This window comes from Bradyrhizobium sp. 154 (assembly GCF_023073875.1).
In the GTDB taxonomy this organism is placed as follows: Bacteria; Pseudomonadota; Alphaproteobacteria; order Rhizobiales; family Xanthobacteraceae; genus Bradyrhizobium.
Genome location: NZ_JADPKG010000102.1, coordinates 121,717 through 147,742, shown reverse-complemented (window position 1 = coordinate 147,742; position 26,026 = coordinate 121,717). Strand labels below are relative to the sequence as shown.

Here is a 26,026-nt window from a genome sequence, read left to right as displayed (position 1 = left end):
GACTTCACGCGGCTTTCAGGGCCTTGAGGGTGCGCTGGCAGATGGCAGTTATGCCGGCCCAGTTCCCCGCCCGGATTTCGGCCGTCGGGCACAACCAGGAACCGCCAACAGCGACCACGTTGGGCTCGGCAAGCCAGGTCGCCGCATTGGCCTCACTGATGCCGCCGGTGGGGCAGAACCGCACGCTCGGGAACGGCCCGCCGAGGGCGCGAAGGCCCTTGATGCCGCCGGCCTGCTCGGCCGGGAAGAATTTGGCGACGTCGAAGCCATGGGCCAGCGCCATCATCAGCTCGGAGGCGGTCGCGATGCCCGGCGCGAACGGCAGGGCGCTGTCGGCAGCGGCCTTCAGGAGGTCGGGGGTCAAACCCGGGCTGATGCCGAACTTGACGCCGAGCTTCTCGACGCGGGTGAAGTCGGCCGGATTGAGAATTGTGCCAATGCCGACGAGCGCCTCGGGGACCTCAGACATCATCGCCCTCGCTGCCTCGATCGCAACAGGAGTGCGCAGGGTCACCTCCAGCGTGCGGACGCCGCCGGCAACCAGCGCACGCGCCAGCGGCACCGCATCCTGGATACGCTCGATGGTGAGGACGGGAATGACGGTCGCCGCCTTGAACAGCGCGACAAGGTGATTCTGTTGGGCACTCGTGGTCATCGTTGTGGTCGCTTCTTCACTTGGTCGCCTGGCGAGAGGCCGCCGGCCGGTGCCGCTTCTTCGGCGGCATGGCATAGCCCGGAATGATGGCGCCAGGATAGCAGATCACGAGGCTGGCGAGGCGATGCCCGGCCTGGGCGGCCTCGACCGGCTCCGAGCCGGCGAGCCGGGCGGCGATATAGGCCGCGGCAAAGCTGTCGCCGGCGGCCGTGGTGTCCACCACCGGCTTGGTCATGGGCTCGGCGCGGACCTCGTTGGTGCCGCCGGGAAAGCGCAGGAGGCTCACCGGCTCGGCGAGGCGGAATACCAGCTCCGGAGCAGGGATGCGGGCGATCAGCTGCTCGTGGCTTTCGCCAGGGTAGAGCGCGAGCAGGTCCTCGATCGAGGTCAGCACGATGTCGGCGGCCGCGAAGGCCGTGGCAAACACCTCGCGCGCGACATCGCGGCCCGGCCAGCCGCGCGCGCGAAAATTGGTGTCGAACACGAAGCGGGTGCCGAGCAGGCGCGCGCGCTTGATCGCCGCGAACAGGCGCTCGCGTCCGGGCGCGTCGTAGATCGAGAGCGTGATCGCGGAGAGATAGACGATGTCGTAGCTCATCAGCGAGTTGAGCAGCTCGTCGGTCTCCGGCAAATTCATCAGCTGCCGCGCCGCCGCGCTATCGCGCCAGTGGAAGAACTGGCGCTCGCCCTTTGCATCCAGCTGGATCATGTAGAGACCGGGCAGCTTGCCCGGCAACCGCACGACGCGCCGCGTACCGACGCCCTCGGTAGTCCAGGCTGCGACCATCTCATCGCTTAGGGCATCATCGCCGAGCGCGGTGAGATAGTCGACCTTCACCTCGAGCCGCGCCAAGTACACCGCCGTGTTCAGGGTGTCGCCGCCGAAGCCGCGCGAGTACAGGCCGCCGCCCTGCCCTTGCGCCGCGGACGATCCGGTCGAATGTCCGCCCTGGGCCTGCCGGAGCTCGACCATGCATTCGCCGATGCAAGCAACGCTCGCCATCATATGACCCGCTCAGTGCGCGATCAGGCGACGAAATTGCCGCCGAGCTCGTCTTCGATGTGAATGCGGATGATGTCGTCGAAATTCTTCTCGGCGGTGGTGAAGCCGAGCTCGCGCGCGCGCTTCGCATCGAAATTGCGCGGCCAGCCGCCGACGATGCCGACGATGAAGGGATCGGGCTCGCGCTTGATGCGCGCGGCGACCTTCTCGCCCGCAACGCGCTTCAAGGCCGCGATCTGCTCGCCGACTGTCGCGGACAGGCCCGGCATGGTCAGATTGCGGCGTGGGCCGACCGTGGCGAGATCCATGGTGCCGGCGTGGAGCAGGAAGCCGACCGCGGAGCGTGGCGTCGCGTGCCAGTGACGGACGTCCTCGGACACCGGGAGGATCGCTTCCTTGCCGGCGAGCGGCTCGCGCAGGATGTTGGAGAAGAAGCCCGATGCCGCCTTGTTCGGCAGGCCCGGGCGGATGCAGATGGTCGGCAGGCGGATGCCGATGCCGTCGAGGAAACCGCGGCGCGAATAGTCGGCGAGCAGGAGTTCGCCGATCGCCTTCTGGGTGCCGTAGCTGAGCAGCGGCGTGTGGAAGAATTCGTCGCCGATCGCATCGGGGAACGGCGCGCCGAACACCGCGATCGAGGACGTGAACACCACGCGCGGCTTGTAGCCACCGCCGACGAGGCGGATGGCATCGAGCAGCATCCGCGTGCCGTCGAGATTGATGCGGTAGCCCTTCTCGAAGTCGAGCTCGGCTTCGCCGGAGACGATCGCGGCAAGATGGAAGATCACATCGGGACGGCCGGCGATCAGCTTCTCGGCTGCGCCCGGCACGGCGAAATCGCCGGACACGGTCTCGACGGGGAAGCCGGCCCGCTCCGGCTTCTTCGGCTCGACCACGTCGTGCATGGTCAATTTCGTGATGTCGCTCTTGCCGAGCCGGCCGTCGCGCAGCAGCCGTTCACAGAGTTTGCGGCCGACCATACCGGCGGCGCCCAGAACCAGAATGTGCAAGAGCCTACTCCTTCTTATTGGCCGGAGCGCGCCGCTCCCAACGCGTCCTCGGCAAGCCCCGCGATCATTCCTTCACGGCGCCGGTCATCGCCGACACATAATGCTCCACGAAGAAGGCGTAAAGGATGACGAGCGGCAGCGAGCCGGCCAATGCTCCCGCCATCAGCGAACCCCAGCGGTAGATGTCACCATCGACGAACTCGTTGACGATCGCGACCGGCACCGTCTTGTTGCTGGTCGACTGCAGGAACGTCAGGGCGTAAATGAACTCATTCCAGCACAGCGTGAAACAGAAGATGAAGGCCGAGATCAGGCCGGGGATTGCGAGCGGCACGACGATCTTGATCAGGATCTGCCAGCGGCTCGCTCCGTCGATCAGCGCGCATTCCTCGAGCTCGAATGGGATGGTCTTGAAATAGCCCATCAACAGCCAGGTCGAGAACGGGATCAGTATCGTCGGATAGGTCAGGATCAGCGCCAGCGGCGAGTCGAAAAGGCCGTACTGATACACGACGGTGGCGAGCGGAATGAACAGGATCGACGGCGGCACGAGATAGGCGAGGAAGATCAGCCCCCCGACGAGATTGGCACCCTTGTAGCGCAACCGCACGATCGCGTAGGCCGCGAACACCGATGCGATGATCGAGAGCACCGTGGCGCAGATCGCCACGTACATCGTGTTCCAGAGCCAGTACGGATAGTAGCTCTCGAACAGCAGCTTGTGGAAGTGCTTGAACGTCGGGTTCCAGGTCCAGAACGGATTGTACTTGTCAAGATCAAGCAGCTGCTCGTCGGGCTTCACCGAGGTCAGCGCCATCCAGTAGAACGGGAACAGGAGGACGACGACGATGATCGCAAGCGGCAGATAGAGCGTCACCAGCCGGCGCGGCACCGACTGCAGATAGCTCATGCCTTCGCTGTGATCATCCTTCGCGACTGTCGGCGCCGAGCCATGCAGCACGGCCTTGAGATCGATCCGCGAGGTGGGGAGATCAGTCATTGCTTTCCCCTTGCTGCCACTTGCGACGCTGCAAGCCGAACCAGGAAACCATGATCGCAGCGAGCAGGAATGGAATCATGGCGCTTGAGATCGCGGCCCCCTCGCCCAGTTGCCCGGCGATGATCGCGCGCTGATAGGACAAGGTTGCCATCAGGTGGGTGGCGTTGACCGGGCCGCCGCGAGTCATCGCCCAGATCAGCTGGAAGTCGGTGAAGGTGAAGAGCACGGAGAAGGTCATCACGACAGCGATGATCGGCGTCAGCAGCGGATAGGTGATGTACCGGAAATTCTGCCAACGCGTGGCACCGTCGAGCGTTGCTGCTTCATAGAGCGACGGCGAGACGGTCTGCAGGCCAGCGAGCAGCGTGATCGCCACGAACGGCACGCCGCGCCAGATATTGGCGAAGATCACGCAAATACGCGCCCAGGTCGTGTCGCCCAGGAAATTGATGTTCTGGCTGATCAGGCCGAGATGCTTCAGCGACCAGGAGATGATCGAGAATTGCGAGTCGAAGATCCACCAAAAGGCGAGTGCCGAGAGCACGGTCGGAACGATGAAGGGGATGAGCACCATCGCGCGCAGCATCGCCTTGAAGGGCATGTGCTCGTTGAGCAGCAGCGCCAGATAGAGTCCGACCGCGAATTTGAGAGCGCTGGCGACAAAGGTGTAGAGCAGCGTATTGAACACCGAGAGCCAGAAGATCGAATCGTCCCAGAGCCACTCGTAGTTCTCGGTGCCGATGAAGTGCCCGACCCTTCCGATACGCGTGTCCGTGAAGGACAGCCAGATGCCGAGCCCCAGCGGATAGGCCAGGAAGAAGATCAGGAACGCCATGGCCGGCACCATGAACCAGAAGCCGAGCCAATTTCGATTGTGTTTGAGCTGGGTCCAGGCGCTAGCCTCGCTCATCTGAGGCTTGGCCCGGGGAATTGCGACATCAGCCATGCCCGATATCCCTGATCGAAATGTTGACGAGCGGGCGGCCGGACGGCCGCCCGCTCCGTGACCCTCAGCGATAGATGCGCTTCAGCTGGCGCTCGGCTTCCGCCATCGCGCCCTTCGCATCCTTGGCGCCGGTGCAGTAATTGGCGAACATGTCGACGACGATGAAATCGGCGATCGCCGTCGCCGCCTTCTCGCCGACCGTGCCGATGCCGGACGCCGGCAGCGTGCGCTTGGAGGCCTGCGAGAACACGGCGTTCTTCGGATCCGCCGTCCAGATCGGTGCCGACTCATAGGCGTTCAAGGTCTGGGTCAGATAACCTTGCGCGCCATCCAGCCACTTCTCGTAGTTCTCCTTCTCCAGCATGAAGGCGACGAACGCCTTCGCCGCATTCGGATATTTGGTGAAGTTGAAGGCGAGGATCGGCAGCGCCAGCTGCAGCTCGGTCGGCTTGCCGACCGGACCAACCGGCCAGAGGGCATGATAGGTATCGGCGGCAAGCTCTTTCTTGGTCGCATCGGTCTTGGCGGCCACGTAGATCGAGATGCCGTTCGCCGTGCAATAGAGCTCGCCGGCAAGGAACGCCTTGTTGTTGGAGGAATCGTTCCAGGACGGGGTGCCCGGGATGAAGTTCTCGTACAGCGCCTTGCAATATTCCAGCGCCTTCGCCGTCTCCGGCGAATTGATGATGATCTTGTCGTTCTGATCGACGGTGTAGGCCCCGTGCCCCCACAGCACCCAATGCAGCCACGAATTGCCGTCGCCCGAGGCATGCCCGAGGGCGAAGCCGGCCGGCGTGTTGTTCGCCTTCAGCGCCTTGCACATTTCGAGGAAGCCGGGGAAGTCCGTCGGAAACTCCTTGAAGCCCGCCTTGTCGATCGCCGACTTGCGGTAGGTCATGTAACCGCCGTTGGTCGCCACGGGAATGCCGAGCCAATCGTCGCCGAGCTTGCAAGTCTTGGCGGCCGCATCGGTCCAGCCGCCATACTTCTTGCCGAGATAGTCGGCGACGTCGTTCATCTTCAGCACTTTGGTGGGGAACAGCTGCGGCAGCGTGTGCAAGCCCCAGGCGAGATCGAGCCCTGAGCCGGTATTGGCCGCAACCGATGCCTTCGGCTGCACGTCCTCGAAGGATTCGCTGAATACGTTCATCTCGGTGCCGGTCGCAGCCTTGAACGCCGCAACCATCGCGTTGAACGCATCGTCCTCCTGCGGCACGAAGCGCTTCCACCGCATCACGGTCAGCTTGGCACCGGGCTCCGCCTTCCAGGGCGCGCTCTGCGCCCAGGCCTTGGCGAAATCGAACAGTGCCGGCCCAGTCAGCATGCCGGTCGCAGCCAGAGCCGTTCCGCCTTGAAGCAGAGTCCGGCGGGTAAAGTCTTGCATATCGTCCTCCCTGTGATGCTTTTTCTTGTCTTACGTCTTACGCTAGGCGTTCAGGCGCTTGCCTGTGGCCTCGTCGAACAAATGCACCAGCGACGGGTCGGGCTTCAGCCGCACCTTGTCGCCCGGGTTGAACTGGTGGCGCTCGCGGAAGACCGCGACGACCTGCTCGCCGCCGACCTTGGCGAACACCTGCGTCTCCGAGCCGGTCGGCTCGACCACGATGATCTCCGCCTCGGCGCCGTCATCGGCGATGGTGAAATGCTCAGGCCGCACGCCATAGACGGCAGGACGGCCGTCGGACGCCGTCGGCGCAGTCTTGAGCGGCAGCTTGACACCGTTCGGTCCCTCGAAGGTAGCAACGCCGTTGACGCGCACATGACCTTTGAGAAAGTTCATGGCGGGCGAGCCGATGAAGCCGGCGACGAATTGGTTGTCGGGCTTGTCGTAGAGCTCGAGCGGCGTGCCCATCTGCTCGACGATGCCGTCATGCATGACGACGATCTTGTCGGCCATGGTCATGGCCTCGATCTGGTCGTGGGTGACGTAGACGGTCGTCGTCTTCAGCCGCTGGTGCAGCTCCTTGATCTCGGTGCGCATGGCGACGCGCAGCTTGGCGTCCAGGTTCGACAAGGGTTCGTCGAACAGGAACACCTGCGGATCGCGCACGATGGCGCGGCCCATGGCGACGCGCTGACGCTGGCCGCCCGAGAGCTGGCGCGGATAGCGATCGAGCAGCGGCGACAGCGCCAGGATCTCGGCGGCGCGCTTGACGCGCTTGTTGATCTCGTCCGAGCTGGCATTCCGCAGCTTCAATGAGAAGCCCATGTTCTCGGCCACCGTCATGTGCGGATAGAGCGCGTAGTTCTGGAACACCATCGCAATGTCCCGCTCCTTGGGCTGGACATTGTTGACGACGCGGTCGCCGATCGAGATCGTGCCGGAGGTGATGTTCTCGAGACCGGCGAGCATGCGCAGAAGCGTCGACTTGCCGCAGCCGGAGGGGCCGACCAGAACGACGAACTGGCCGTCTTCGATCGGAATGGTCACGCCGTGCAGGACTTCAAAATTGCCGAACGATTTCCGCACGTCGCGGATTTGCACAGACGACATCTAGCTCCCTCCTCGAAAGTCGACGACGCCCTTCGCGCCGCGACCGTCTTGCTTTTTCAGACTTTACCGAACCAGGCCCGATCATAGCGGGCAACATTGTCGGCAGTTTGTGCGGTTTTGGCAATTTGTCTTTGGTTAGTCGTTGCTGGTAGCGCTGTCAACGTTCCTTTGTTTGCGACCGTGACTGTGTTAAGAGCAGCAATGGGTCGAAAACGCACCAAGTCAGGCAAAATCCGGCTGGCGGAAGTCGCCGAGCTTGCCGGCGTCAGCCCGATCACGGCGTCCCGCTTCTTCCGCAATCCGGAAGCACTGTCGGTTGCCAAGCGGACGCGGGTCGAGAGCGCCGCCAAGGAGCTCGGCTATGTGCCGAACCTTGCTGCACGCGCGCTGGCCTCGCAACGCACCGAGGTGATCGGTGTATTGATCCCATCCCTCACCAATAACGTGTTCTCCGACGTGCTGCGCGGCATCTATGACGCCTCCGAAGGCAGCCGTTACTCGATCCAGCTGTCCAACACCCGCTACAGCATCCTCCAGGAGGAGAAGCTGCTGCGCCTGTTTCTGGCGCAGAAGCCGGCCGGGCTGATCGTCACGGGCATCGACCAGACCACAGAATCGCGCGCGATGCTGGAGGCTGCCGACTGCCCGATCGTGCAGATCATGGAGATCGGCCCCAATCCGGTCGACATGATGATCGGCTTTTCGCACCATGATGCTGCGCGCGCGGCAGTTGCCCACCTGTTCGCGCAGGGTCACCGCAAGGTCGGCTTCATCGGCGCGCGGATGGATCCGCGGGTGCAGCGGCGGCTCGATGGATATGTCTCGGCCATGAAGGACGCCGCCCTGTTCGAGCAGCGGCTCGTCGTGACGACGGCGACGCCGACATCGGTGACGCTCGGCGGCGCCCTGTTCACCGACCTGCTCGCGCGGGACCCCGGCATCGATGCGGTGTTCTGTGCCAATGACGACCTCGCGCTCGGCGTCCTGTTTGAATGCCGGCGCCGGGAGATCGCCGTCCCGGAGCAGATCGCGATCGTCGGATTCAACGACCTCGAATTCATGGCCTCAGCCGTCCCCACCCTCAGCAGCGTGCGCACCAATCGCTACGAGATGGGGAAAACGGCCGCGACCATGCTGATCGACGCGATCGATGGACGGCGGCCCGAGCAACCGGTGCTCGACCTCGGCTTCAAGGTGATCGAGCGTCAAAGCTCGTTGTCGCGGCGTTCGGACAATCGACCAGCCGCTTCCGGAGCCGGCGCCGCCAACAAAATGGTAGCGTTACCAAGTAGCCAAGATTAGTATCGTACTTGTGAGGAAATGACCCGCCAGCGGGCCGGCAGACCATCGCTCGCGCCGCTGGGCATCGCACCAGCCGACAGATTGAGACGGACGCCAGTGCGTTTGCATTGCAGGAGAGACCAATGACAAAAAAGCCAACCAATGGGCACGCTGCCGGCAACGGCGCTCGCCGCCACCTTCGCTCGCAGGAATGGTTCAACAACCCACACAATCCGGGCATGACCGCGCTCTATATGGAGCGCTATTTGAACTACGGCCTCACCCGCGCCGAACTTCAATCCGGTAAGCCGATCATCGGCATCGCGCAAACCGGCAATGATCTTTCACCCTGCAACCGCCATCATATCGAGCTGGCCCATCGCGTCCGCGAGGGCATCCGCGAGGCCGGTGGCATTGCGATGGAATTCCCGACCCATCCGATCCAGGAGACCGGCAAACGTCCGACCGCGGCGCTCGACCGCAATCTCGCTTATCTCGGCCTGGTCGAGATCCTCTACGGCTATCCCCTCGACGGCGTGGTGCTGACCACCGGCTGCGACAAGACGACGCCGGCCTGCATGATGGCCGCGGCGACCGTCAACCTGCCCGCGATCGTGCTGTCGGGCGGCCCGATGCTGAACGGCTGGCATGCCGGCGAGCGCACCGGCTCCGGCACCATCGTCTGGAAGTCGCGCGAGCGGCTCGCCGCCGGCGAGATCGACTATGAAGAGTTCATGGAAATCGTGGCCTCCTCGGCGCCCTCGGTCGGCCATTGCAACACCATGGGCACCGCCTCGACCATGAACGGGCTCGCCGAAGCGCTCGGCTTCTCGCTGCCGGGCTGCGCGGCGATTCCCGCCCCCTACCGCGAGCGCGGCCAGATCGCCTATGAGACGGGCAAGCGCATCGTCGAGATGGTCTGGGAGGATCTGAAACCCTCGGACATCCTGACCCGCAAGGCGTTCGAGAACTGCATCGTCATCAATTCGGCGATCGGTGGCTCGACCAACGCGCCGATCCACATCAACGCGCTGGCCCGCCACATCGGCGTCGAGCTCTCGATCGACGACTGGCAGAAATTCGGCCACGACGTGCCGCTGCTGGTCAACATGCAGCCGGCCGGCTTCTATCTCGGCGAGGAGTTCCACCGCGCCGGCGGCGTTCCGGCTGTGGTGCGCGAGCTGATGAAGCACAAGCGCATCCATGAGGACGCAGTGACAGTCAATGGCCGCGGCATCGGCGAGAACTGTAGGAACGCACCGGCGCCTGACAAGGACGTGATCTGGACCTACGACAAGCCGCTGGTGAAGGACGCCGGCTTCCTGGTCCTAAAGGGCAATCTGTTCGATTCCGCGATCATGAAGACCAGCGTGATCTCCAAGGAGTTTCGCGACCGCTATCTCAGCAACCCCAAGGACCTCAACGCCTTCGAAGGCCGCGCCATCGTGTTCGAGGGGCCCGAGGATTATCACGAGCGCATCGACGATCCCTCGCTCGACATCGACGAGCGCTGCGTGCTGTTCATCCGCGGCACCGGGCCGATCGGCTACCCCGGCGGCGCCGAGGTCGTGAACATGCAGCCCCCGGCAGCATTGATCAAACGCGGCATCCTGTCCCTGCCCTGCATCGGCGACGGCCGCCAGTCCGGCACCTCGGGTTCGCCCTCGATCCTGAACGCCTCGCCGGAAGCGGCGGCCAATGGCGGGCTCGCCATCCTCAAAACCGGCGACAAGGTGCGCATCGACCTCAACAAGGGCAGCGCCAACATCCTGATCTCGGAGGAGGAACTGAAGAAGCGCCATGCCGAGCTCAAGGCCAGCGGCGGCTTCAAGCATCCGCCGAACCAGACGCCGTGGCAGGAGATCTATCGCAATACGGTCGGCCAACAATCGACCGGCGCCTGCATGGAGCTCGCCACGCGCTATCAGAACGTCGCCGGCACCTTTGGCGTGGCAAGAGATAACCACTAGCAGCCACACCGTCATTGCGAGCGAAGCGAAGCAATCCAGAGATATCTCCACGGAGATGGCCTGGATTGCTTCGTCGCAAGAGCTCCTCGCAATGACGTGGGTTGGCATTGAAACTACACGAAGGAGAACAAGAACATGGCAGACCGCCTCAAGGGAAAGCGGGCCGTCGTCACCGCTGCAGCCGCAGGCATCGGGCGTGCCTGCGCCGTCGCATTCGCGCGTGAGGGCGCGACCGTCATCGCCACCGATATCAACGAGAGCGGCATTGCGAGCCTCACCAAGGAAGGCGTCGCCGAAGTCGCAAAACTCGACGTCCGCAACACCGCCGACGTCAACGCCTTCGCCAAGCGCGTCGGCAAGATCGACATCCTGCTCAACGCTGCGGGCTTCGTGCACCACGGCACGATCTTGGAGTGCTCGGAAGAGGATTTTGACTTCTCGTTCGACCTCAACGTCAAGTCGATGCACCGGACCATCAGGGCGTTTCTGCCCGAGATGCTGGCAGGGGGCGGCGGCAGCATCGTCAACATCTCGTCCTGCGCGGCGCTGCGGCCGCCGGCCAACCGTTACGTCTACAGCGCGTCGAAGGCGGCGGTGTCGCTGCTGACGCGCGCGGTCGCGCTCGATTTCATCACCAAGGGCATCCGCTGCAACAGCATCTGTCCCGGCACCGTCGAGACGCCCTCGATGCTCGACCGCGCCGCCGCGCAGGGGCCGCAAGGCAAGGAGATGTTCATCTCCCGCCAGAAGATGGGCCGCCTCGGCACCGCCGACGAGATCGCGGCGATGGCGGTCTATCTCGGCAGTGACGAAAGCGCCTTCACCACCGGCGTCGACCTCGTCGTCGACGGCGGCTACATGCTCTGATGTTCAGGGGTCACGTCTCATGAACAAGATCGACCTCAACGGCCGCGCCGCTGTCGTCACCGGCGGCGCGCAGGGCTTTGGCCGCGCGATTACCGAGCGCTTCGTCGTCTCCGGCGCCAAGGTCGCCATTTGGGATTTCGATGCCGCGCTGGCCGAGAAGACGGCGAAGGAGATCGGCGACGGCGTCCGCGTCTTTAAGGTCGATGTCACCGACACCGCAGCCGTCGAGCAGGCATGCGATGCCACGCTCGGCGCTTTCGGCAAGATCGACATCCTCGTCAACAATGCCGGCATCGCCGGCGTCAACAAGCCGGTCTGGGAGACCGACATCGAGGAATGGCGCAAGGTGCTACGCATCAACCTGGACGGTCCTTTCATCGTCTCCAAGGCGATCGTGCCCGTGATGCTCAAGCAGAAATACGGGCGCATCGTGAACATCGCCTCCATCGCCGGTAAGGAAGGCAATCCGAACGCCTCGCACTATTCGGCGTCCAAGGCCGGTCTGATCGCACTGACGAAATCGCTCGGCAAGGAGCTCGCCGCCCACGACATCCTTGTCAACGCGGTGACACCGGCGGCGGCGAAGACCGCGATCTTCGACCAGATGACGCAGCAGCATATCGACTTCATGCTGTCGAAAATCCCGAAGGGGCGCTTCGTGCTGGTGGAAGAGCTGGCCGCGATGGTGGCCTGGCTCGCATCCGAGGACTGCGCGTTCTCCACCGGCGCGGTCTTCGATATCTCTGGCGGTCGCGCAACTTATTGAGGACATCATGATCCGGGAAGGCGGATGCCTCTGCGGCGCGGTGCGGTTCAAGGCCGAGGGCGAACCGCTCAACGTCCGCATCTGCCATTGCCGCATCTGTCAGAAAGCAATGGGCTCGCCCTACTTCGCCCGCGCGCAATTCGACCAGCGCGCGCTCAGCGTCGAGGGCGATACCGCCCGCTTCGCCTCCTCCGAGAACATCGACCGCGTGTTCTGCAAGCGGTGCGGCACGCGGCTGTTCGCCTGGCGCCGCAACGGTACGCTCGCCGGCGTCGCGCTGGCCACGTTCGATGATCGCAACGCCTTCGCGCCCACCGAGCACATCTGGGTCTCGGAAAAGCTTGCCTGGCTGAAGCTCGACGACGGCCTGACGCAATATCAGACCACGATCCCGGCTTGATGTCAGGCCTGGTTTGAAACGGATGCGCTCACCGCCTGAGCACGCTGGTCCGTCGTCGCAATCCATATCCCGACAAACACCGCGACGATGCCGGCCGCCAGATTCCAGCTTAGCGGTTCGTGCAGCAAATAGGCGCCAACCAGCGATGCCGTGATCGGATTGACCGTCACCGAGATCGCGACACGCGTCGGCGTGGTCCGCTCGAGCGCGAAGGCCCAGAGATAAAAGGTCAGCGCGGCTCCGAAGGCCCCGAGATAGAGCGCCGCGAGCCATTGCGGTGTGCCGAAGCCGGTCACCGGCACAAAACTGCTGCGTACATATGAGAGCAGGATGAGGCACGTCGCGCCTGCCGCCATGCTCATGGTCGTGAAGGCGATCGGGCTGGAACGCCGGATCAGCGGCTTTGACCAGATACCGTAAAGTGCCATACACGCGGCCGCAGCGATCATCAACAGATCGCCACGCCAGGCGCCCGACGGCGCCGAAGCCAAGTCGAAGAGAAGCGCAAGGGCGACGCCAAACGTCGCAATTACGACACCGATCGACTTGCGCCAAGTGAGCGATTCGGCGCCGAGCGCAGCCCCCATCACCAGCGAGAGCAGAGGCAGCGTCGACAAACCGAGCGCGCCGCGCGCGGCGGTGGTAAAGATCAGCGATGCATTGAATAGGATCGGGAACAGGGCGAAGAACAAAAGACCAAGCCCGATCGCGGCGACCCGGTCCCCTCGCCCCGGCCAGCGGTCTCCGCGCAGCAGCGTGAGCGGCAGCAGCAGGAGAAAGCCGATGCCGAACCTGAACGAGCCGATCGCGAGCGGATCGAGCATACTCACGAGATAGCGCGTGGCGCCGATCGAAGTGCCGCCGAGGCCGCTCGACAGCACGGCAGCCAGAACGCCAGAGATCTCGGTCACGATTGCTCCCATCAATGCTTCGAAGGCAGCATAAGAGGCGCGCCGAAACGGGGAATGGATTTTCCGTCATGCTGGGATAACGTTACATCATGACCACACCAGATCTCGATCCCAATCTGCTGAAGGCATTTCTCGCGGTCACCGAGCATCGTTCGTTCACCCGCGCGGCCCACGTCCTCAACCGGACCCAATCGGCGGTGAGCGTTCAAATCAGGCGCTTAGAGGAGCGGCTCGGCACAAGATTGTTCCAGCGCACCAGGGCCGGCGTCCTGCCGACCGCGGCAGGCGAAGAGTTGCGCGCCTATGCGCAGCGCATTCTCGCGCTCAACGCGGAGGCGGTCGGGGCGCTTCGCGCACGCAAGGCCGAAGCCGTGGTCCGCCTCGGCGTGATGGACGACTACGGCACCATCGTCATTCCGCCCCTGCTGACGAGCTTTGCCAAGCATCATCCACTGGTCCGGATTGAGATCGAGACGGGACTGACCGCGACGATGCCGGCGCGGCTCGGCGATGCCTACGATCTTGTCATCGCCATGCATCCGCAAGGATGTGGCGACGGCGAGCTTTTGAGGCGTGAGCGGGCGGTCTGGGCGGCTGCCTCATCCTATCGCGCCGCGGCGCATAATCCCCTGCCCGTGGCACTCTACCCGCCAGGGTGTCTGTTCCGGCAATGGGCTGCGGAGGCGCTCGACACGGCTGGCGTGCCCTGGCGCCTCGCCTATGTCAGCCGGACGCTCGCAGCAGTCGAGACGATTGCGGCTCAAGGCCTCGTGGTGACGGTGGTGAAAGCAGGGACCTTGCCGGCGAGCCTTCGCGTGCTGTCCGATTGTGACGGCATGCCGCCGTTGCCGCCGGCGGAAATTCGCCTTCACCGCGCGCGCCACCTATCATCGGCAGGCGGCCTTCTCGCGGACCATTTGCAACGGGGAATTTCGGAATTGAACGCCATATAACGGTAGATTGTGAAGGGTTGTGGCCCTATACGGCCTGCTTTGGGAGGCGCGCGGGCAGAAGCCGAAACGGATGAGCTGGTGAACATTTCTTTTTATGATCTATCCGTCTGGGTGATGCCGGTGCTGCTCGCCATCACCTTCCATGAGGCTGCGCACGCCTTCGTCGCGCATCAGCTCGGGGACAACACAGCCTCGCAGCTCGGTCGCGTCAGCTTCAATCCGCTCCGCCACATCGACCCGTTCGGGACCCTGATCCTGCCGGCGATGCTGCTGTTTGCGCATTCGCCGTTCCTGTTCGGCTACGCCAAGCCGGTGCCGGTCAATTTCCGCAAGCTGAACAACCCCAGGCTCGACATGGTCTGGGTGGCGCTGGCCGGGCCCGTCACCAACGTCCTGCTGGCGCTCGCCGCCGCCCTCGCCTTTCATGCCCTGCCACTGGTGCCCGCGAGTTCGGCGAAATGGGTTGCGGACAACCTCAAGAATGCCCTCGTGATCAACGCGATCCTGGCGGTGTTCAACATGATGCCGATCCCACCGCTTGACGGGGGTCGGGTCGCGGTCGGGCTGTTGCCGCAGCGGCTTGCCTTGCCGCTGGCCCGGCTCGAGCCAGTCGGGATGCTGATCCTGATCGGCCTCCTGATCCTGCTGCCGCTGGCGGGTTCGCAGTTCGGTCTAAATCTTGATGTTATTTCAGCAATACTGCGAACGTTGACCGGTTATGTGATTCAGGCTGTTCTGTTCCTGACCGGCAATGTGTAGTTGAACAGCGACACCCGAACACAAGCCGAAGGGCCAGAGGCCGACTTGGTCAAAGCTGCCGATATGCTGATCGCGCGACGCGCCGACACCCGCGCCCGCGCCGATTTTGCCACATGGAAGATGATGGCCAAGCTCAACGGGGCGTCCGCGCTGCCTGCGGAAGCCCAGGAGTTCCTCGCGAGCTACAAGAACCTGCTGGCGGAGATGAGCGAGGGCGAAGCCACCGAGGCCACCATCGGCGCGATCTACAAGGCCTACTATGCCGAGATGGGCGGAGCGGGAACGCCGCCTGACGTCCGCCCCCGTCCGCCTGAAACGGCGGCGGATAATGTTACCGCCTTCCGCCGCCCGACCCCCAAGCCAAAGAAGGCCGCCGCCTTCGGGGCGACGGCATTCGCCGGAACCCAGAAACGGCCGCTGCCGGTGGCGCTGATCTTTGCCTGTCTAATCGTGGTCTATGTCGGGATCCGGCTCTACTGGCGCTGAGCCGTCTTCTTCTTTTTCTTCGCGTCCGGTGGCGTGAAAATGATGTCGACGGTGCGCTCGAACCGGTCCTCTGTCAGCCCGGCGGGCGGCTGCGGAATGGGATCGGATTTACGGACAATCGAGACTGCCGCCGCATCGTAAGCCGCGTCCCCGGACGACTCAACGACCTCGACCGAAAGCACGTTTCCTCTGCGGTTGATCGCAAAGCTCACTTTGACCTTCTGGTTATTGGGCTCCTTGCCCTCCGGATTGACCTTGTGGGCCGTCAGATGCGCGCTGATCTTGCGGTTCCAGTCCGCGGTAATCTTCAGGATGTCCTTGCCAAGCCCAAGCACCGGCGCCAAGGCCTTCTCAGCCTCGCGCGCGTCTTCATCGAGTGCCTGCCGTGCCGTGGCAACCGACTTCGGCGAGGCCTCGGCAGCGGGAGTTTCGACCGCCGCAATCTTCGGATCCTCGTCCTGCGGCTTCTTCGAGATGTTCTCAGTGACGACCCGATCAGGATCGTCGACCTGTTGCGACTGATCCTTTGGCAGCTCGGTTTCCTTGGTCTCAGCCTTCTGCTCGGGAAGCGCCTGCTGCTCCTGCATCGCTTCGCTGTCAGGCCCGGGCGGAAGGTCGGTATCGGGCGCCTTTGGCGAGGCCACCTCGACGGCGAACTCGGCGCCGGCCGCACCCAGACCGTCGTCGCCGTCATCGGCTTGCAGGTGCGCCAGCGCGAGCGCCGCACCACCCAGATGAAGCGCGAGCGCCGCCACCGCCGCCAAGACCCAAAGCTTCCTGGATGGTCTGGGTTCGTTCGACATGGTGCGCCTCTAAGGCTGAGCGGCGCCTGCCGAGGGCGCCCCCGGAGCGCCTTCCAGCGCGACCAGCTTCACCCGCGTATAGCCGCCTGAGCGCAAGAGCTCCATGACCCCCATCAACTCGCCATACGGCACAGAGCGATCGGCACGCAGGAAGACATACTTGTCTTTGCTCATGTCGGACAGACCGTCGAGGGTGCCGATCAGCTCCGCCCGATGGACCGGGTTCTCTCCGATCGCAAGCGTCAAATCGGGCTTGATGCTGAGATAGGTCGGCTTGTCTGGCTTCTTCTGCGGCGTCGCGCTCGACGTCGGCAGATCGATCGGCAGGTCGACGGTCGAGAGCGGCGCTGCGACCATAAAGATGATCAGCAGCACCAGAATGACGTCGATAAACGGTGTGACGTTGATGTCATGCGTTTCCGAGAAATCGTCGTCTTCGCCGTCGTTGTCTGCGAGCGAAACGCCCATGGTTCACTCCGCTGCGCGCGAATGCACGCTGCCGTGGCTGCGATCGAGATCGCGCGAGAGCAGCCGTCCCGCAGCGCCCGAGGCGCGGCTGACGAGCTCGAGATAGCCTTTCGTCACGCGCGCGAAATGGTTGTAGATGATGACGGCGGGGATCGCGGCGACGAGACCGATTGCGGTGGCGAGCAGCGCCTCGGCGATGCCGGGCGCGACCACGGCGAGGTTCGTGGTCTGCGACTTCGAGATGCCGATGAAGCTGTTCATGATGCCCCAGACCGTGCCGAACAGGCCAACGAAGGGCGAGGTCGAGCCGATGGTGGCGAGCACGCCCATGCCGATGCGGATGCGGCGCTGTTCCGCGCGCACGATCTCGGCAAAGCTCGAAGCGGCGCGCTCCTTGATGCCGGCATCGCTTGACAGGCCGGCCGACATCCGCGCCTCACGCAGGGCCGCCGTCAGGAAGGATGGCAGGATGCCCTCCTTAGTGCCGAGCGCCATCTGGGCTTCCGCGAGCGAGCGCGCCTCTGCGGTCTTCTTCAGCGCCGAGCGCAGCTTGGTGGAAGCAACCGACAGCTCGATCGACTTTGCGATGAAGACGGTCCAAGTCACCAGCGAAGCAAAGGCGAGCCCGATCATCACCGCCTTCACGATGACGTCCGCCGACATGAACATCACCCAGGGCGACAATTCCTTCATGGCCGGCGCGATGGCGGCCGCTGCATCGGGCTTGGCGGTCGAAGCGGCGGTCGCGGGGGGCGCCGTCGCAGCAGCGGGCGCGGTTGCGGTCGAAGCCGAAGGTGCCGGGGCAGCAGGTGCGGTAGCCGCTGGCGGCGCACCGGCCGGGGCCGGCTGAGCCGTCGATTGCGCCGGCGCCGGCGGGGTTTGTATCTGGGCGGAAGCAGGAGATGCGAGCCAGGCGGCGGCCAGCATCGCGGCGGCGGCAAGGCTGGCTTGGAAGGTCATGATCTTCATACTTCGGCCCAGTAGCGAATGAGGTTGTGATAGATACCCGTCAATTTGACCGTTTCGGGATCGTCACGCCCGAGCCGTTCCACCAGCGCCTGAATCGCGGTGTCGAGGTCAAAGATCATGCTTCGGGCTTGATCGTCCCGTACCATGCTCTGAAGCCAGAGGAAAGACGCAACCCGCGTTCCCCTCGTCACCGGAGTGACCAGATGGAGGCTGCTCGAGGGATAGAGCACGCAGTCGCCGGCTGGCAACTTGACTTCGTGCGATCCGTAGGTGTCCTCGATCACAAGTTCGCCACCGTCGTACTCTTCCGGCTCGGCGAGGAAAAGCGTGACCGACAGGTCTGTGCGGATGCGAAGGCCGGTCAGGCGGTCGCCGCGGATCGCATTGTCGACGTGCAGGCCGAAATGGTGACCGCTGCTCGCCGCATAGCGGTTGAACAGCGGCGGGAAAATCTGGAGCGGGATTGCCGCCGCGATGAAGCGCGGGTTCGACGTCAGCGCCGAGATGATGCGGTTGCCGAGCTTGCGCGCGACTTCGCCATCCGGCGGCAATTGCTCGTTGCGCTTGACCATCGCCGACTGCGCGCCGGCGGTGGAGCGGCCGTCCTCCCAGTCGCTGGCATCCATGATGCGGCGGAAATCCGCCACATCATCCTTGCTGAGAACGCCAGGCAGGCACGTCAACATGATCAGAACTTCGCTGTCGTCACGATGTAGAACGCCCGCCCCGGCGCGACCGCCACGAACGGTACGTTGCTGCGATAGAATGAGTCGTAATAGAGCTTGTTGGTCAGGTTCTGCGCGTAGAACTTCATGGTCCAGTTCTGGTCGATCTTCTTCTCGACGAAGGCATCGAAACGCCAATAGCTCGGCAGCTCGTTGGTGTTGGCCGCGAACGTGCCGCCATAGACTTTCGAGCGGTACACCGCCTGGCCGCCCAGTTCCCAGCCGCCGTCGAACTTGTACTTGGTCAGCATGCTGAACGACTGGTGGGCAATATTGGCAAGCTGAAGGCCGATATTGGAGGGGATGTTGCTCTGCGTAACCTTCGACTGCATCAGCACCAAGCCGCCGAAGATGCTCCAGCGGTCAGTGATCTTGCCTTCGGCCTCGATGTCGATGCCCTGGATGCGGTAGGCCGCATTGGAGGTGAGCAAGCCCGCGGCATTGGTCTCGCGCGCATTGTCCTTGGTGGTCTGGAACAGCGCGCCGGTCACCAGCAGGTGGCGATCGGCGAGCTCCCATTTGGTGCCGAGCTCGATCGCCTTGTTGCGTTCGGGCCCGAGCAAGACGGCCGTGTTGGGCGGAACACCACCGTAATCGGTAGCGGTCGCATCAAGCTCTGATCCGAACGGATTGGCAGAGGTTGCATAAGCCGCATAGAGGCTGCCGATCGTCATCGGCTTGTAGACCAGGCCGACGTTGTAGTTCACCAGGTCGGCGTTCTGCTTCAGATAAGCCGCGTTGGTCGACGAACTCTGGCTATAGCCGTCGTAGCGGACGCCGCCATTGACGATGATCGTGTCCTGCCAATTCGCGGTGTCCATGACATACACGCTGCTGGTGTTGACGCCATAGCGCGTCGGATTTCCAATTAGCGACGGTATACCGAAGGGAATGTAGGTGAACTGGGGGGAGTAAAGATTGACGCCCTGGACAGCACCGTTGCTCGTGAATCCGGAGCCGGACAGTTCCGACGCAAGGCCGGCATAACGGTCGATCGAGATGTTCTCGTTCGAATATTCGACGCCGAACACCGCGGTGTGCTTGACGCCTCCTGTGTCGAGCTTGAACGTGGCCTCGTTCTGATTGGCCCACACGTCCACGTTCTGGTAGCGGCTCTGTGCGCTCGCCGTCGTGGTCCAGAGCAGCCGGTTGGGGCTGGTGGTATTCGGGTTCTGCGGCAGCGTGCCGATGTAGTTGAGCAGTGAATGCTCGCCGCGCACCTTGCTGGTCAGCGTGATGGCTTCGTTGACCTTGTACTCGATCGTGCCGGTGCCGAAATCCTGCCGCGCGGTCTGGAAGTCGCGCTTGAGGAAGCCGTACCAGTTTTCGCGCGGAATGCCGGCCGAGGTCACCGGCACGTTGCCCTGCTTGTAATAGGGCACGCCGAAATCGGGATAGCCGCTGAGGTCGGTATGGACGTAGTTCGTTGTGATCTTGATGTCACTGGTCGGAGTGTACTTCGTCGAGATGAAGCTGCCCCAGCGATTATCGGTCACGTAGTTGCGCCCGGCGACATTGGCGTCCTGGAACAAACCGCCCGCACGCACCGAGAAGGTCGGATCGATGACCTGGTTGACGTCGAGCGTAACGCGCTTGGTCTGATCGGTGCCGAACTCGCTGTCCATCCGCTTGAAGTTGACGTCGCCGGCCTGCTTGGTGACGATGTTGATCGCGCCGCCGGCGGTGCCGCGGCCGGCGTAGGAGGATGCCGGTCCGCGCAGAATCTCGATCTGCTCGGTGAAGAAGTTCTCGCGGATGGACACGGCGGGATCGCGGATGCCGTCGATGAAGACGTCGTTGCGCGCGTCGAAACCGCGGATGAAGAAGCGGTCGCCGAACGCGTTGCCGCCCTCGCCCGAGCCCAGCGTGACGCCCGCGGTCGAACGTCCGATCTCCTTCAGCGTCGTCGCGTTCTTGTCCTCGAGCACTTCCTTACTGAGCACCGTGATGGTCTTGGGCGTGTTCAGCATCTTCTCGGGAAACTTGCCGGAAGCCTGGACGTGGTCGACCTTGTACGGCGCCGCCGGATCGGAATACGGATTGCGGTCCACTTCGCCCGCGGGGACGGAGGGCGCAGTCTGCTGGGCTGCCTGCTGCCGCTGCGCGGCGCGGCGAAGCGCGTTGCGGGCGCGGACCTGCTCCGGCGAAGGCTTCGAGGCCACCGGACGCGGACGTTGGACCGGAGCATCGACCGTCACCGGCGGCAGGTTCGACTGCTGTGCTTCTGCGCCGCTTGACACCGACGCCACCGCAATCAAGCTCGCGACTGCTGAAACCTTCTTGCCGGAAATGCCAGCGGACTTCTCATCCATTGAGTTGAACGCTACGACCGAACGCAACGACTTCGGTGCGACCACCTGCCCCATTACCAAACGCCCCATCTTCCTGTTCGCTCATTCACTTCGATGAACGATGGGCTGTGGTATCGGCCACAAAATAGCGGGTCAATGCGAGCACGCCGCGAGAACGCTTGAATAGGTCCAGATCAAAACGATTCTAAACTGCTGTTTGAAATCATTCTAACCAAAGATTGGAGTCGTTCTAAAACGAGCGCGAAAACGCCGCGAAATCGGCGTCGTGCTCGTGGCATCAGTCGCTGCTCGGCGGCTTCATCAGCGAGAACAATTCGTCGACAGTTTTCTGCGCGACCGCACGCACGCGATCGGTGTTGCCCATCCCCGCGATGTTGACGCCGTTGACGACGGCTTTGATCTCGTCGCGGAAGTCGGTGAGAAAGCGGAAGGGATCGCGCTGCTCGTTGGCGACGCGCGCGATCAGCCCCGTGATCAGAATCTGACACGCGATCAGCTTGCCGTTCAATTCGTCCATCGCTGCGCTCCATTCGTGGCGGCGCCGATATGACCGATGCTGATTTTCCTGACAACCGAAACGGGCTGCGCGCGATTTAGAACCCTTCTCGTGACCTGCCGACCTGGTGGCTTTCCGCGTTGTCCCCCAGCGCCACACACACGGCGTCCGGGGCATTGGGCAGCGCTCGCACGCGGATCGTTCGAGTCGGAAAAAAGCAGCATTGCACACCGCCGCGCCAGACTGCTGCATGGGGTGCAAAGCTTTCCAATTGTTTAGGATTCTCGACCGATAGTGCTGTTTACACTTAAACTTGGCGTGTATTATACAAGCGCGCTGGAACCCTATGATTGCCCCATAATTCGTAGCTTGGGGGCACGAGAGCCGCCGAGCCGATATGAAAAAAACACGGCCGATCCTCTGGATTCTGATTATCGCGGCCGTGGGCTCCGCGAGTTACTATGGTTGGCAGAAATTCGGCTCGCCTGGGGCCGGAAAGACCCAGACAGCCGAGAAAGCTCCGCCCCGGCCGCAGCCCGTCCCGGTCAGCGTTGCCCCGGTCCAGAAGACCGACTTTCCGGTCTATCTGACCGGTCTCGGCACGGTTCAGGGCTTCAACACCGTCCAAGTCCGCAGCCGGGTGGATGGTCAGATCGACAAGCTCGCCTTCCGCGAAGGCCAGATCGTCCAGCAAGGCGAGCTTCTGGTCTCGATTGATCCCCGCCCCTATCAAGCCGCCCTCGATCAGGCCAAGGCCAAGAAGGCGCAGGACGAGGCAAACCTCGCCAACGCCAATCTCGAACTCCAGCGCGCTATGAGGCTCGGCGAATTCGCAACCGCACAGCGGGTCGATACCCAGCGCTCCACCGTCGCCCAGCTCACCGCCCAGATCGCCGCCGACGAAGCAGCGATCGCCAACGCCCAGACCCAGCTCGACTACACCCAGATCAAGGCGCCGATCACGGGCGTCGCGGGGCTGCGCCAGGTCGACATTGGCAACATCGTCAACGCATCGACGCAGACCGGCATCGTCACGATCTCGCAGGTCGAGCCGATCGCCGTGATCTTCACGGCACCGGAAGACCAGCTTCCCTATATCAGCGAAGGCCAGAAGGCCGGCGCGCTCAAGGTGATCGCCTTCACCACCGACGGCAAGAAGACGCTGGCGGAAGGTAAGCTCGCCGTCATCAACAACCAGGTCGACGCGAGCAGCGGGACTATTCGGCTCAAGGCGGTGTTCGACAACAAGGACCACTCGCTGTGGCCGGGCCAGTCGGTTTCGACGCGTCTTCTGGTGCGGACGCTGAGGGATGCGACCGTCGTTCCCGATGATGCAGTCCAGCATTCGACCAACGGCCTGTACGCCTATACCGTCAATCAGGACAACAAGGCCGAAGTGCACAAGATCAAGGTCAGCTATGGCATCGATGGACGTTCGGTCATTGATGAAGGCCTCACGCCCGGGCAGCAGGTCATCACCGGCGGTCAGTTCAAGGTGCAGCCTGGAAGCCTCGTCTCGACAGCGGTGGCGAGCTCGGATCCGGCCCAGAACAAGGTGCGACAGGAATGACCGAGGGCGGGATTTCGGCACTCTTCATCCGTTATCCCATCGGCACCTCGCTGCTGATGGCCGGCATTCTCTTCGTCGGCCTCGTCGCCTATCCCCTGCTGCCGGTTGCGCCGCTGCCGCAGGTGGACTTCCCGACCATCCAGGTCACCGCCAACCTGCCGGGCGGCAGCCCCGAGACGATGGCCTCGTCGGTGGCGCAACCGCTCGAGCGGCAATTCGCCCAAATTCCCGGCATCGCCCAGATGACCTCGACGAGCTATCTGGGCACGGCGTCGATCACCATCCAGTTCGACCTCAATCGCAGCATCGACGGCGCCGCCAACGACGTTCAGGGGGCGATCAACGCCGCCAGCGGCCAGCTCCCGAAGAACCTGCCCTCGCCGCCGACCTACCGTAAGGTCAACCCTGCGGACGCCCCGATCCTGCTGCTGTCGGCCACCTCCGAGACACTGCCGCTGACCAGCGTCAGCGACGCCGTCGACGCCCAGCTCGCCCAGCAAATCAGCCAGCTCTCCGGCGTCGCGCAGGTCTTCATCGGCGGCCAGCAGAAGCCGTCCATCCGCATTCAAATCGACCCGGCGAAGCTCGTCGCCAAGGGCCTGTCGATGGAGGACGTCCGCAGCCAGATCGCCATTACCACCGTCGACAGCCCGAAGGGCAATATCGACGGGCCCAAGCGCGCCTACACGATCTACGCCAACGACCAGCTCACCCACGCCAAGGACTGGAACGACGTCATCATCGCCTATCGCAATGGCGGCCCCTTGCGAATCCGCGATATCGGCCAGGCGGTCAGCGGCGCCGAAGACGCCAAGCAGGCGGCCTGGGCCAACGGCAAGCGCGGCGTGTTCCTGGTGATCTTCAAGCAGCCCGGTGCCAACGTCATCGACACTGTCGACCGCATCAAGGCCACCCTACCCAGGCTGGTGGCCGCTATTCCGCCCGCAATCAAGATCGAGCTGATCAGCGACCGCACCACCACGATCCGTGCCGCGGTCGAGGACGTCCAGTTCACGCTGCTGCTGACCATCGCGCTCGTGGTCATGGTCATCTTCATCTTCCTGCGCAGCTTCTGGGCCACCGTCATTCCCACGGTGACGGTGCCATTGGCATTATTGGGTGCGTGCGCCTTGATGTGGGTGGTCGGCTATTCGCTGGACAATCTGTCGCTGATGGCGCTCACCATCGCGGTCGGATTCGTGGTCGACGACGCCATTGTGATGCTCGAGAACATCACCCGCTATATCGAGGAAGGCGAATCCCCGCTCGCGGCGGCCTTCAAGGGCTCCAAGGAAATCGGTTTCACCATCGTCTCGATCAGCATCTCGCTGGTCGCGGTGCTGATTCCCCTGCTGCTGATGGGAGGCATCATCGGGCGCCTGTTCCGCGAATTCGCCGTAGTGCTGGCGATGACGATCTTCGTCTCGATGTTCGTGTCGCTGACGCTGACGCCGATGATGGCCTCGCGCTTCCTGCGCGCGCATGGCGAGGTGACCCACGGCAAGTTCTACCAATGGAGTGAGCGCGCCTTCGACGGCATGTTGCGCGGCTACGAATATGTGCTCGACCACGCTCTGGCCTGGCGCCGCACCACGCTCGCGATCTTCTTCGCCACGCTTGGATTGTCGATTTACCTGTTCATTCTGATCCCGAAGGGCTTCTTCCCGCAACAGGACGTCGGCTTGATCACGGCCACGTCCGAAGCCTCGCAGGACATTTCTTTCAAGGAGATGCTCAGACGCCAGGAGCAGCTCGGCAAGATCATCCTGGCCGATCCCGACGTTGCGAGCGTTGCCATGGCGATCGGCGGCAGCGGACGCGCCGGCAACAATGGCGCCCTGTACATCACACTGAAGCCTCGCGATATGCGCGAGGCATCGGCTCAGCAGATCATCGCGCGCCTGCGTCCGCAGTTCGACAAGGTCGAGGGCGCCCGTCTTTACATGCAAGCGGCCCAGGACGTCCGGCTCGGCGGCCGGCCGACCCGCACGCAGTTCGAGTTCACCCTACAGGACGCCGATCTCGCCGAGCTCAACGACTGGGCACCGAAGATCCTCGCCAAGATGCAGACGTTGCCGGAGCTGCGCGACGTCGCGACGGACCAGCAGACGCAGGGCACCACGGTCCAGCTCAAGATCAACCGCGACACCGCCTCGCGCTATGGTATCCAGCCGCAGATGATCGACGACACGCTGTATGACGCCTTCGGCCAGCGGCAGGTCACGCAGTATTTCACCCAGCTCAACACCTACAAGGTGATCCTCGAGATCCTGCCCGAGATGCAGGGCGATCTCGAAAGCCTGAACAAGCTCTATTTGAAATCGCCGCTGACCGGCGAGCAGGTGCCGCTGTCGACCTTCGCGACCTGGACCACCGATCCGGTCCGCCCGCTCTCGATCAGCCATCAGGGTCAGTTCCCGGCGATCACGATCAGCTTCAACCTCGCGCAAGGCGCCGCGCTTGGCCAGGCCACGGAAGCCGTGCAGCGGGCGATGACCGAGCTCGGCGCGCCGCCGACGCTGAATTCGAGCTTCCAGGGCACCGCGCAGGCGTTCCAGCAATCGCTCGGCACCGTGCCGCTGTTGATCCTCGCCGCGCTCGTCGTGGTCTACCTGATCCTCGGCATCCTCTACGAGAGCTATATCCATCCGATCACCATCCTGTCGACCCTGCCCTCGGCCGGCGTCGGCGCGCTCGCGATCTTGATGGCGGCCGGCTTCGACTTCAGCCTGATCGCGCTGATCGGCATCATCCTGCTGATCGGCATCGTGAAGAAGAACGGCATCATGATGGTCGACTTCGCGATCGCCGCCGAACGCGACGAACACAAGACGCCGGAGCAATCGATCCGCCAGGCCGCGCTCCTTCGCTTCCGGCCAATCATGATGACCACGATGGCCGCGCTGCTAGGCGGCGTGCCGCTGATGCTCGGCCACGGCACCGGCGCCGAGATCCGCCAACCGCTCGGCTACGCCATGGTCGGCGGCCTGATCGTCAGCCAAGCGCTGACGCTGTTCACCACGCCGGTGGTCTATCTCTATCTCGACAAGCTCAACAACTGGTTCTCCACCTGGGGCCGTTCGGGTGACGGCGAAGGCGACGAGGCGCCCGAGCACAGCACCGTCAAGCAAGCCGCCGAGTAAGCTTGCACCGCACCTCTCGCGACGCTACAGCGGGACTCA

24 protein-coding genes are annotated in these 26,026 nt (G+C 63.5%); 10 read left to right on the top strand and 14 right to left on the bottom strand.

The annotated features are described in order from the left end of the window. Positions 1–4: 4 nt before the first annotated feature. The 7 genes from eda to ugpC form a co-directional block, all read right to left on the bottom strand. Positions 5–655: a bifunctional 4-hydroxy-2-oxoglutarate aldolase/2-dehydro-3-deoxy-phosphogluconate aldolase gene (eda, locus tag IVA92_RS25760; protein ID WP_247276920.1), complete on the bottom strand. Its 651-nt coding sequence runs from the start codon at positions 653–655 to the stop codon at positions 5–7. 16 nt (positions 656–671) lie between these two features. Then, positions 672–1,658: a sugar kinase gene (locus IVA92_RS25755; protein WP_247276978.1), complete on the bottom strand. Its 987-nt coding sequence runs from the start codon at positions 1,656–1,658 to the stop codon at positions 672–674. Positions 1,659–1,681: 23 nt separating this feature from the next. Beyond that, a complete protein-coding gene (denD, locus tag IVA92_RS25750) occupies positions 1,682–2,668 on the bottom strand; it encodes a D-erythronate dehydrogenase (RefSeq protein ID WP_247276919.1) in 987 nt (328 codons plus the stop codon). Between the two features lie 64 nt (positions 2,669–2,732). After that, a complete protein-coding gene (locus IVA92_RS25745) occupies positions 2,733–3,668 on the bottom strand; it encodes a carbohydrate ABC transporter permease (RefSeq protein WP_247276918.1) in 936 nt (311 codons plus the stop codon). After that, a complete protein-coding gene (locus tag IVA92_RS25740; RefSeq protein ID WP_247276917.1) occupies positions 3,661–4,614 on the bottom strand; it encodes a sugar ABC transporter permease in 954 nt (317 codons plus the stop codon). Before IVA92_RS25740 ends, IVA92_RS25745 begins: the two co-directional genes overlap by 8 nt. 64 nt (positions 4,615–4,678) lie before the next feature. Next, positions 4,679–5,998, bottom strand: a complete 1,320-nt coding sequence (locus IVA92_RS25735) for an ABC transporter substrate-binding protein (protein ID WP_247276916.1) — start codon at positions 5,996–5,998, stop codon at positions 4,679–4,681. 42 nt (positions 5,999–6,040) lie between these two features. Further along, a complete protein-coding gene (gene ugpC / locus IVA92_RS25730) occupies positions 6,041–7,108 on the bottom strand; it encodes a sn-glycerol-3-phosphate ABC transporter ATP-binding protein UgpC (RefSeq protein ID WP_247276915.1) in 1,068 nt (355 codons plus the stop codon). A 201-nt stretch (positions 7,109–7,309) separates the two neighbouring features. Between ugpC and IVA92_RS25725 the strand changes: the two genes are divergently transcribed. The 5 genes from IVA92_RS25725 to IVA92_RS25705 all read left to right on the top strand — a co-directional run bounded on the left by IVA92_RS25725 (position 7,310) and on the right by IVA92_RS25705 (position 12,392). Continuing rightward, positions 7,310–8,410, top strand: coding sequence for a LacI family DNA-binding transcriptional regulator (locus tag IVA92_RS25725; protein ID WP_247276914.1), 1,101 nt, complete (start codon positions 7,310–7,312; stop codon positions 8,408–8,410). 122 nt (positions 8,411–8,532) lie between these two features. Further along, the gene (locus IVA92_RS25720; RefSeq protein ID WP_247276913.1) at positions 8,533–10,359 is read left to right on the top strand and encodes an IlvD/Edd family dehydratase; all 1,827 of its coding nucleotides are present in this window, start codon (positions 8,533–8,535) and stop codon (positions 10,357–10,359) included. A 135-nt stretch (positions 10,360–10,494) separates the two neighbouring features. Then, entirely contained in the window at positions 10,495–11,226 is a 732-nt protein-coding gene (locus IVA92_RS25715) for an SDR family oxidoreductase (protein WP_247276912.1), read from the top strand. Between the two features lie 19 nt (positions 11,227–11,245). Continuing rightward, positions 11,246–11,992 carry an SDR family NAD(P)-dependent oxidoreductase gene (locus IVA92_RS25710; protein ID WP_247276911.1) on the top strand — a complete coding sequence of 249 codons (747 nt, stop codon included), beginning with the start codon at positions 11,246–11,248 and terminating at the stop codon, positions 11,990–11,992. A gap of 7 nt (positions 11,993–11,999) precedes the next feature. Next, positions 12,000–12,392 carry a GFA family protein gene (locus IVA92_RS25705; protein WP_247276910.1) on the top strand — a complete coding sequence of 131 codons (393 nt, stop codon included), beginning with the start codon at positions 12,000–12,002 and terminating at the stop codon, positions 12,390–12,392. Between the two features lie 2 nt (positions 12,393–12,394). Here the strand turns inward: IVA92_RS25705 and IVA92_RS25700 are convergent, their stop codons facing one another. Continuing rightward, positions 12,395–13,303, bottom strand: a complete 909-nt coding sequence (locus IVA92_RS25700) for a DMT family transporter (protein ID WP_247276909.1) — start codon at positions 13,301–13,303, stop codon at positions 12,395–12,397. Between the two features lie 89 nt (positions 13,304–13,392). Here IVA92_RS25700 and IVA92_RS25695 point away from each other — a divergent pair, with 89 nt between their 5' ends. The 3 genes from IVA92_RS25695 to IVA92_RS25685 all read left to right on the top strand — a co-directional run bounded on the left by IVA92_RS25695 (position 13,393) and on the right by IVA92_RS25685 (position 15,501). Further along, entirely contained in the window at positions 13,393–14,256 is an 864-nt protein-coding gene (locus tag IVA92_RS25695) for a LysR family transcriptional regulator (RefSeq protein WP_247276908.1), read from the top strand. A gap of 78 nt (positions 14,257–14,334) precedes the next feature. Next, the gene (locus IVA92_RS25690) at positions 14,335–15,015 is read left to right on the top strand and encodes a site-2 protease family protein (RefSeq protein WP_247276907.1); all 681 of its coding nucleotides are present in this window, start codon (positions 14,335–14,337) and stop codon (positions 15,013–15,015) included. Positions 15,016–15,078: 63 nt separating this feature from the next. Further along, positions 15,079–15,501, top strand: a complete 423-nt coding sequence (locus IVA92_RS25685) for a hypothetical protein (protein WP_247276977.1) — start codon at positions 15,079–15,081, stop codon at positions 15,499–15,501. Here IVA92_RS25685 and IVA92_RS25680 read toward each other — a convergent pair. The 6 genes from IVA92_RS25680 to IVA92_RS25655 all read right to left on the bottom strand — a co-directional run bounded on the left by IVA92_RS25680 (position 15,489) and on the right by IVA92_RS25655 (position 21,295). Next, entirely contained in the window at positions 15,489–16,304 is an 816-nt protein-coding gene (locus IVA92_RS25680; protein WP_247276906.1) for a TonB family protein, read from the bottom strand. The genes IVA92_RS25685 and IVA92_RS25680 overlap by 13 nt on opposite strands. A 9-nt stretch (positions 16,305–16,313) precedes the next feature. After that, on the bottom strand, positions 16,314–16,772 hold the full coding sequence (gene exbD, locus IVA92_RS25675; protein ID WP_247276905.1) for a TonB system transport protein ExbD: 459 nt from the start codon (positions 16,770–16,772) through the stop codon (positions 16,314–16,316). A gap of 3 nt (positions 16,773–16,775) precedes the next feature. Next, positions 16,776–17,741, bottom strand: coding sequence for a tonB-system energizer ExbB (gene exbB / locus IVA92_RS25670; RefSeq protein WP_247276904.1), 966 nt, complete (start codon positions 17,739–17,741; stop codon positions 16,776–16,778). Next, the gene (locus IVA92_RS25665) at positions 17,738–18,427 is read right to left on the bottom strand and encodes a Fe2+-dependent dioxygenase (protein WP_247276903.1); all 690 of its coding nucleotides are present in this window, start codon (positions 18,425–18,427) and stop codon (positions 17,738–17,740) included. The genes exbB and IVA92_RS25665 overlap by 4 nt, the downstream gene beginning before the upstream one ends. 2 nt (positions 18,428–18,429) lie before the next feature. Beyond that, positions 18,430–20,832 (bottom strand): TonB-dependent receptor, encoded by a 2,403-nt coding sequence (locus IVA92_RS25660; RefSeq protein ID WP_247276976.1) that lies wholly within the window; start codon positions 20,830–20,832, stop codon positions 18,430–18,432. Between the two features lie 223 nt (positions 20,833–21,055). Further along, positions 21,056–21,295, bottom strand: coding sequence for a hypothetical protein (locus tag IVA92_RS25655; protein ID WP_247276902.1), 240 nt, complete (start codon positions 21,293–21,295; stop codon positions 21,056–21,058). A gap of 376 nt (positions 21,296–21,671) precedes the next feature. Here IVA92_RS25655 and IVA92_RS25650 point away from each other — a divergent pair, with 376 nt between their 5' ends. Both IVA92_RS25650 and IVA92_RS25645 read left to right on the top strand, forming a co-directional pair. Next, positions 21,672–22,844, top strand: coding sequence for an efflux RND transporter periplasmic adaptor subunit (locus tag IVA92_RS25650; protein ID WP_247276901.1), 1,173 nt, complete (start codon positions 21,672–21,674; stop codon positions 22,842–22,844). Beyond that, a complete protein-coding gene (locus tag IVA92_RS25645) occupies positions 22,841–25,987 on the top strand; it encodes a multidrug efflux RND transporter permease subunit (RefSeq protein ID WP_247276900.1) in 3,147 nt (1,048 codons plus the stop codon). Before IVA92_RS25650 ends, IVA92_RS25645 begins: the two co-directional genes overlap by 4 nt. Positions 25,988–26,026 lie beyond the last annotated feature (39 nt).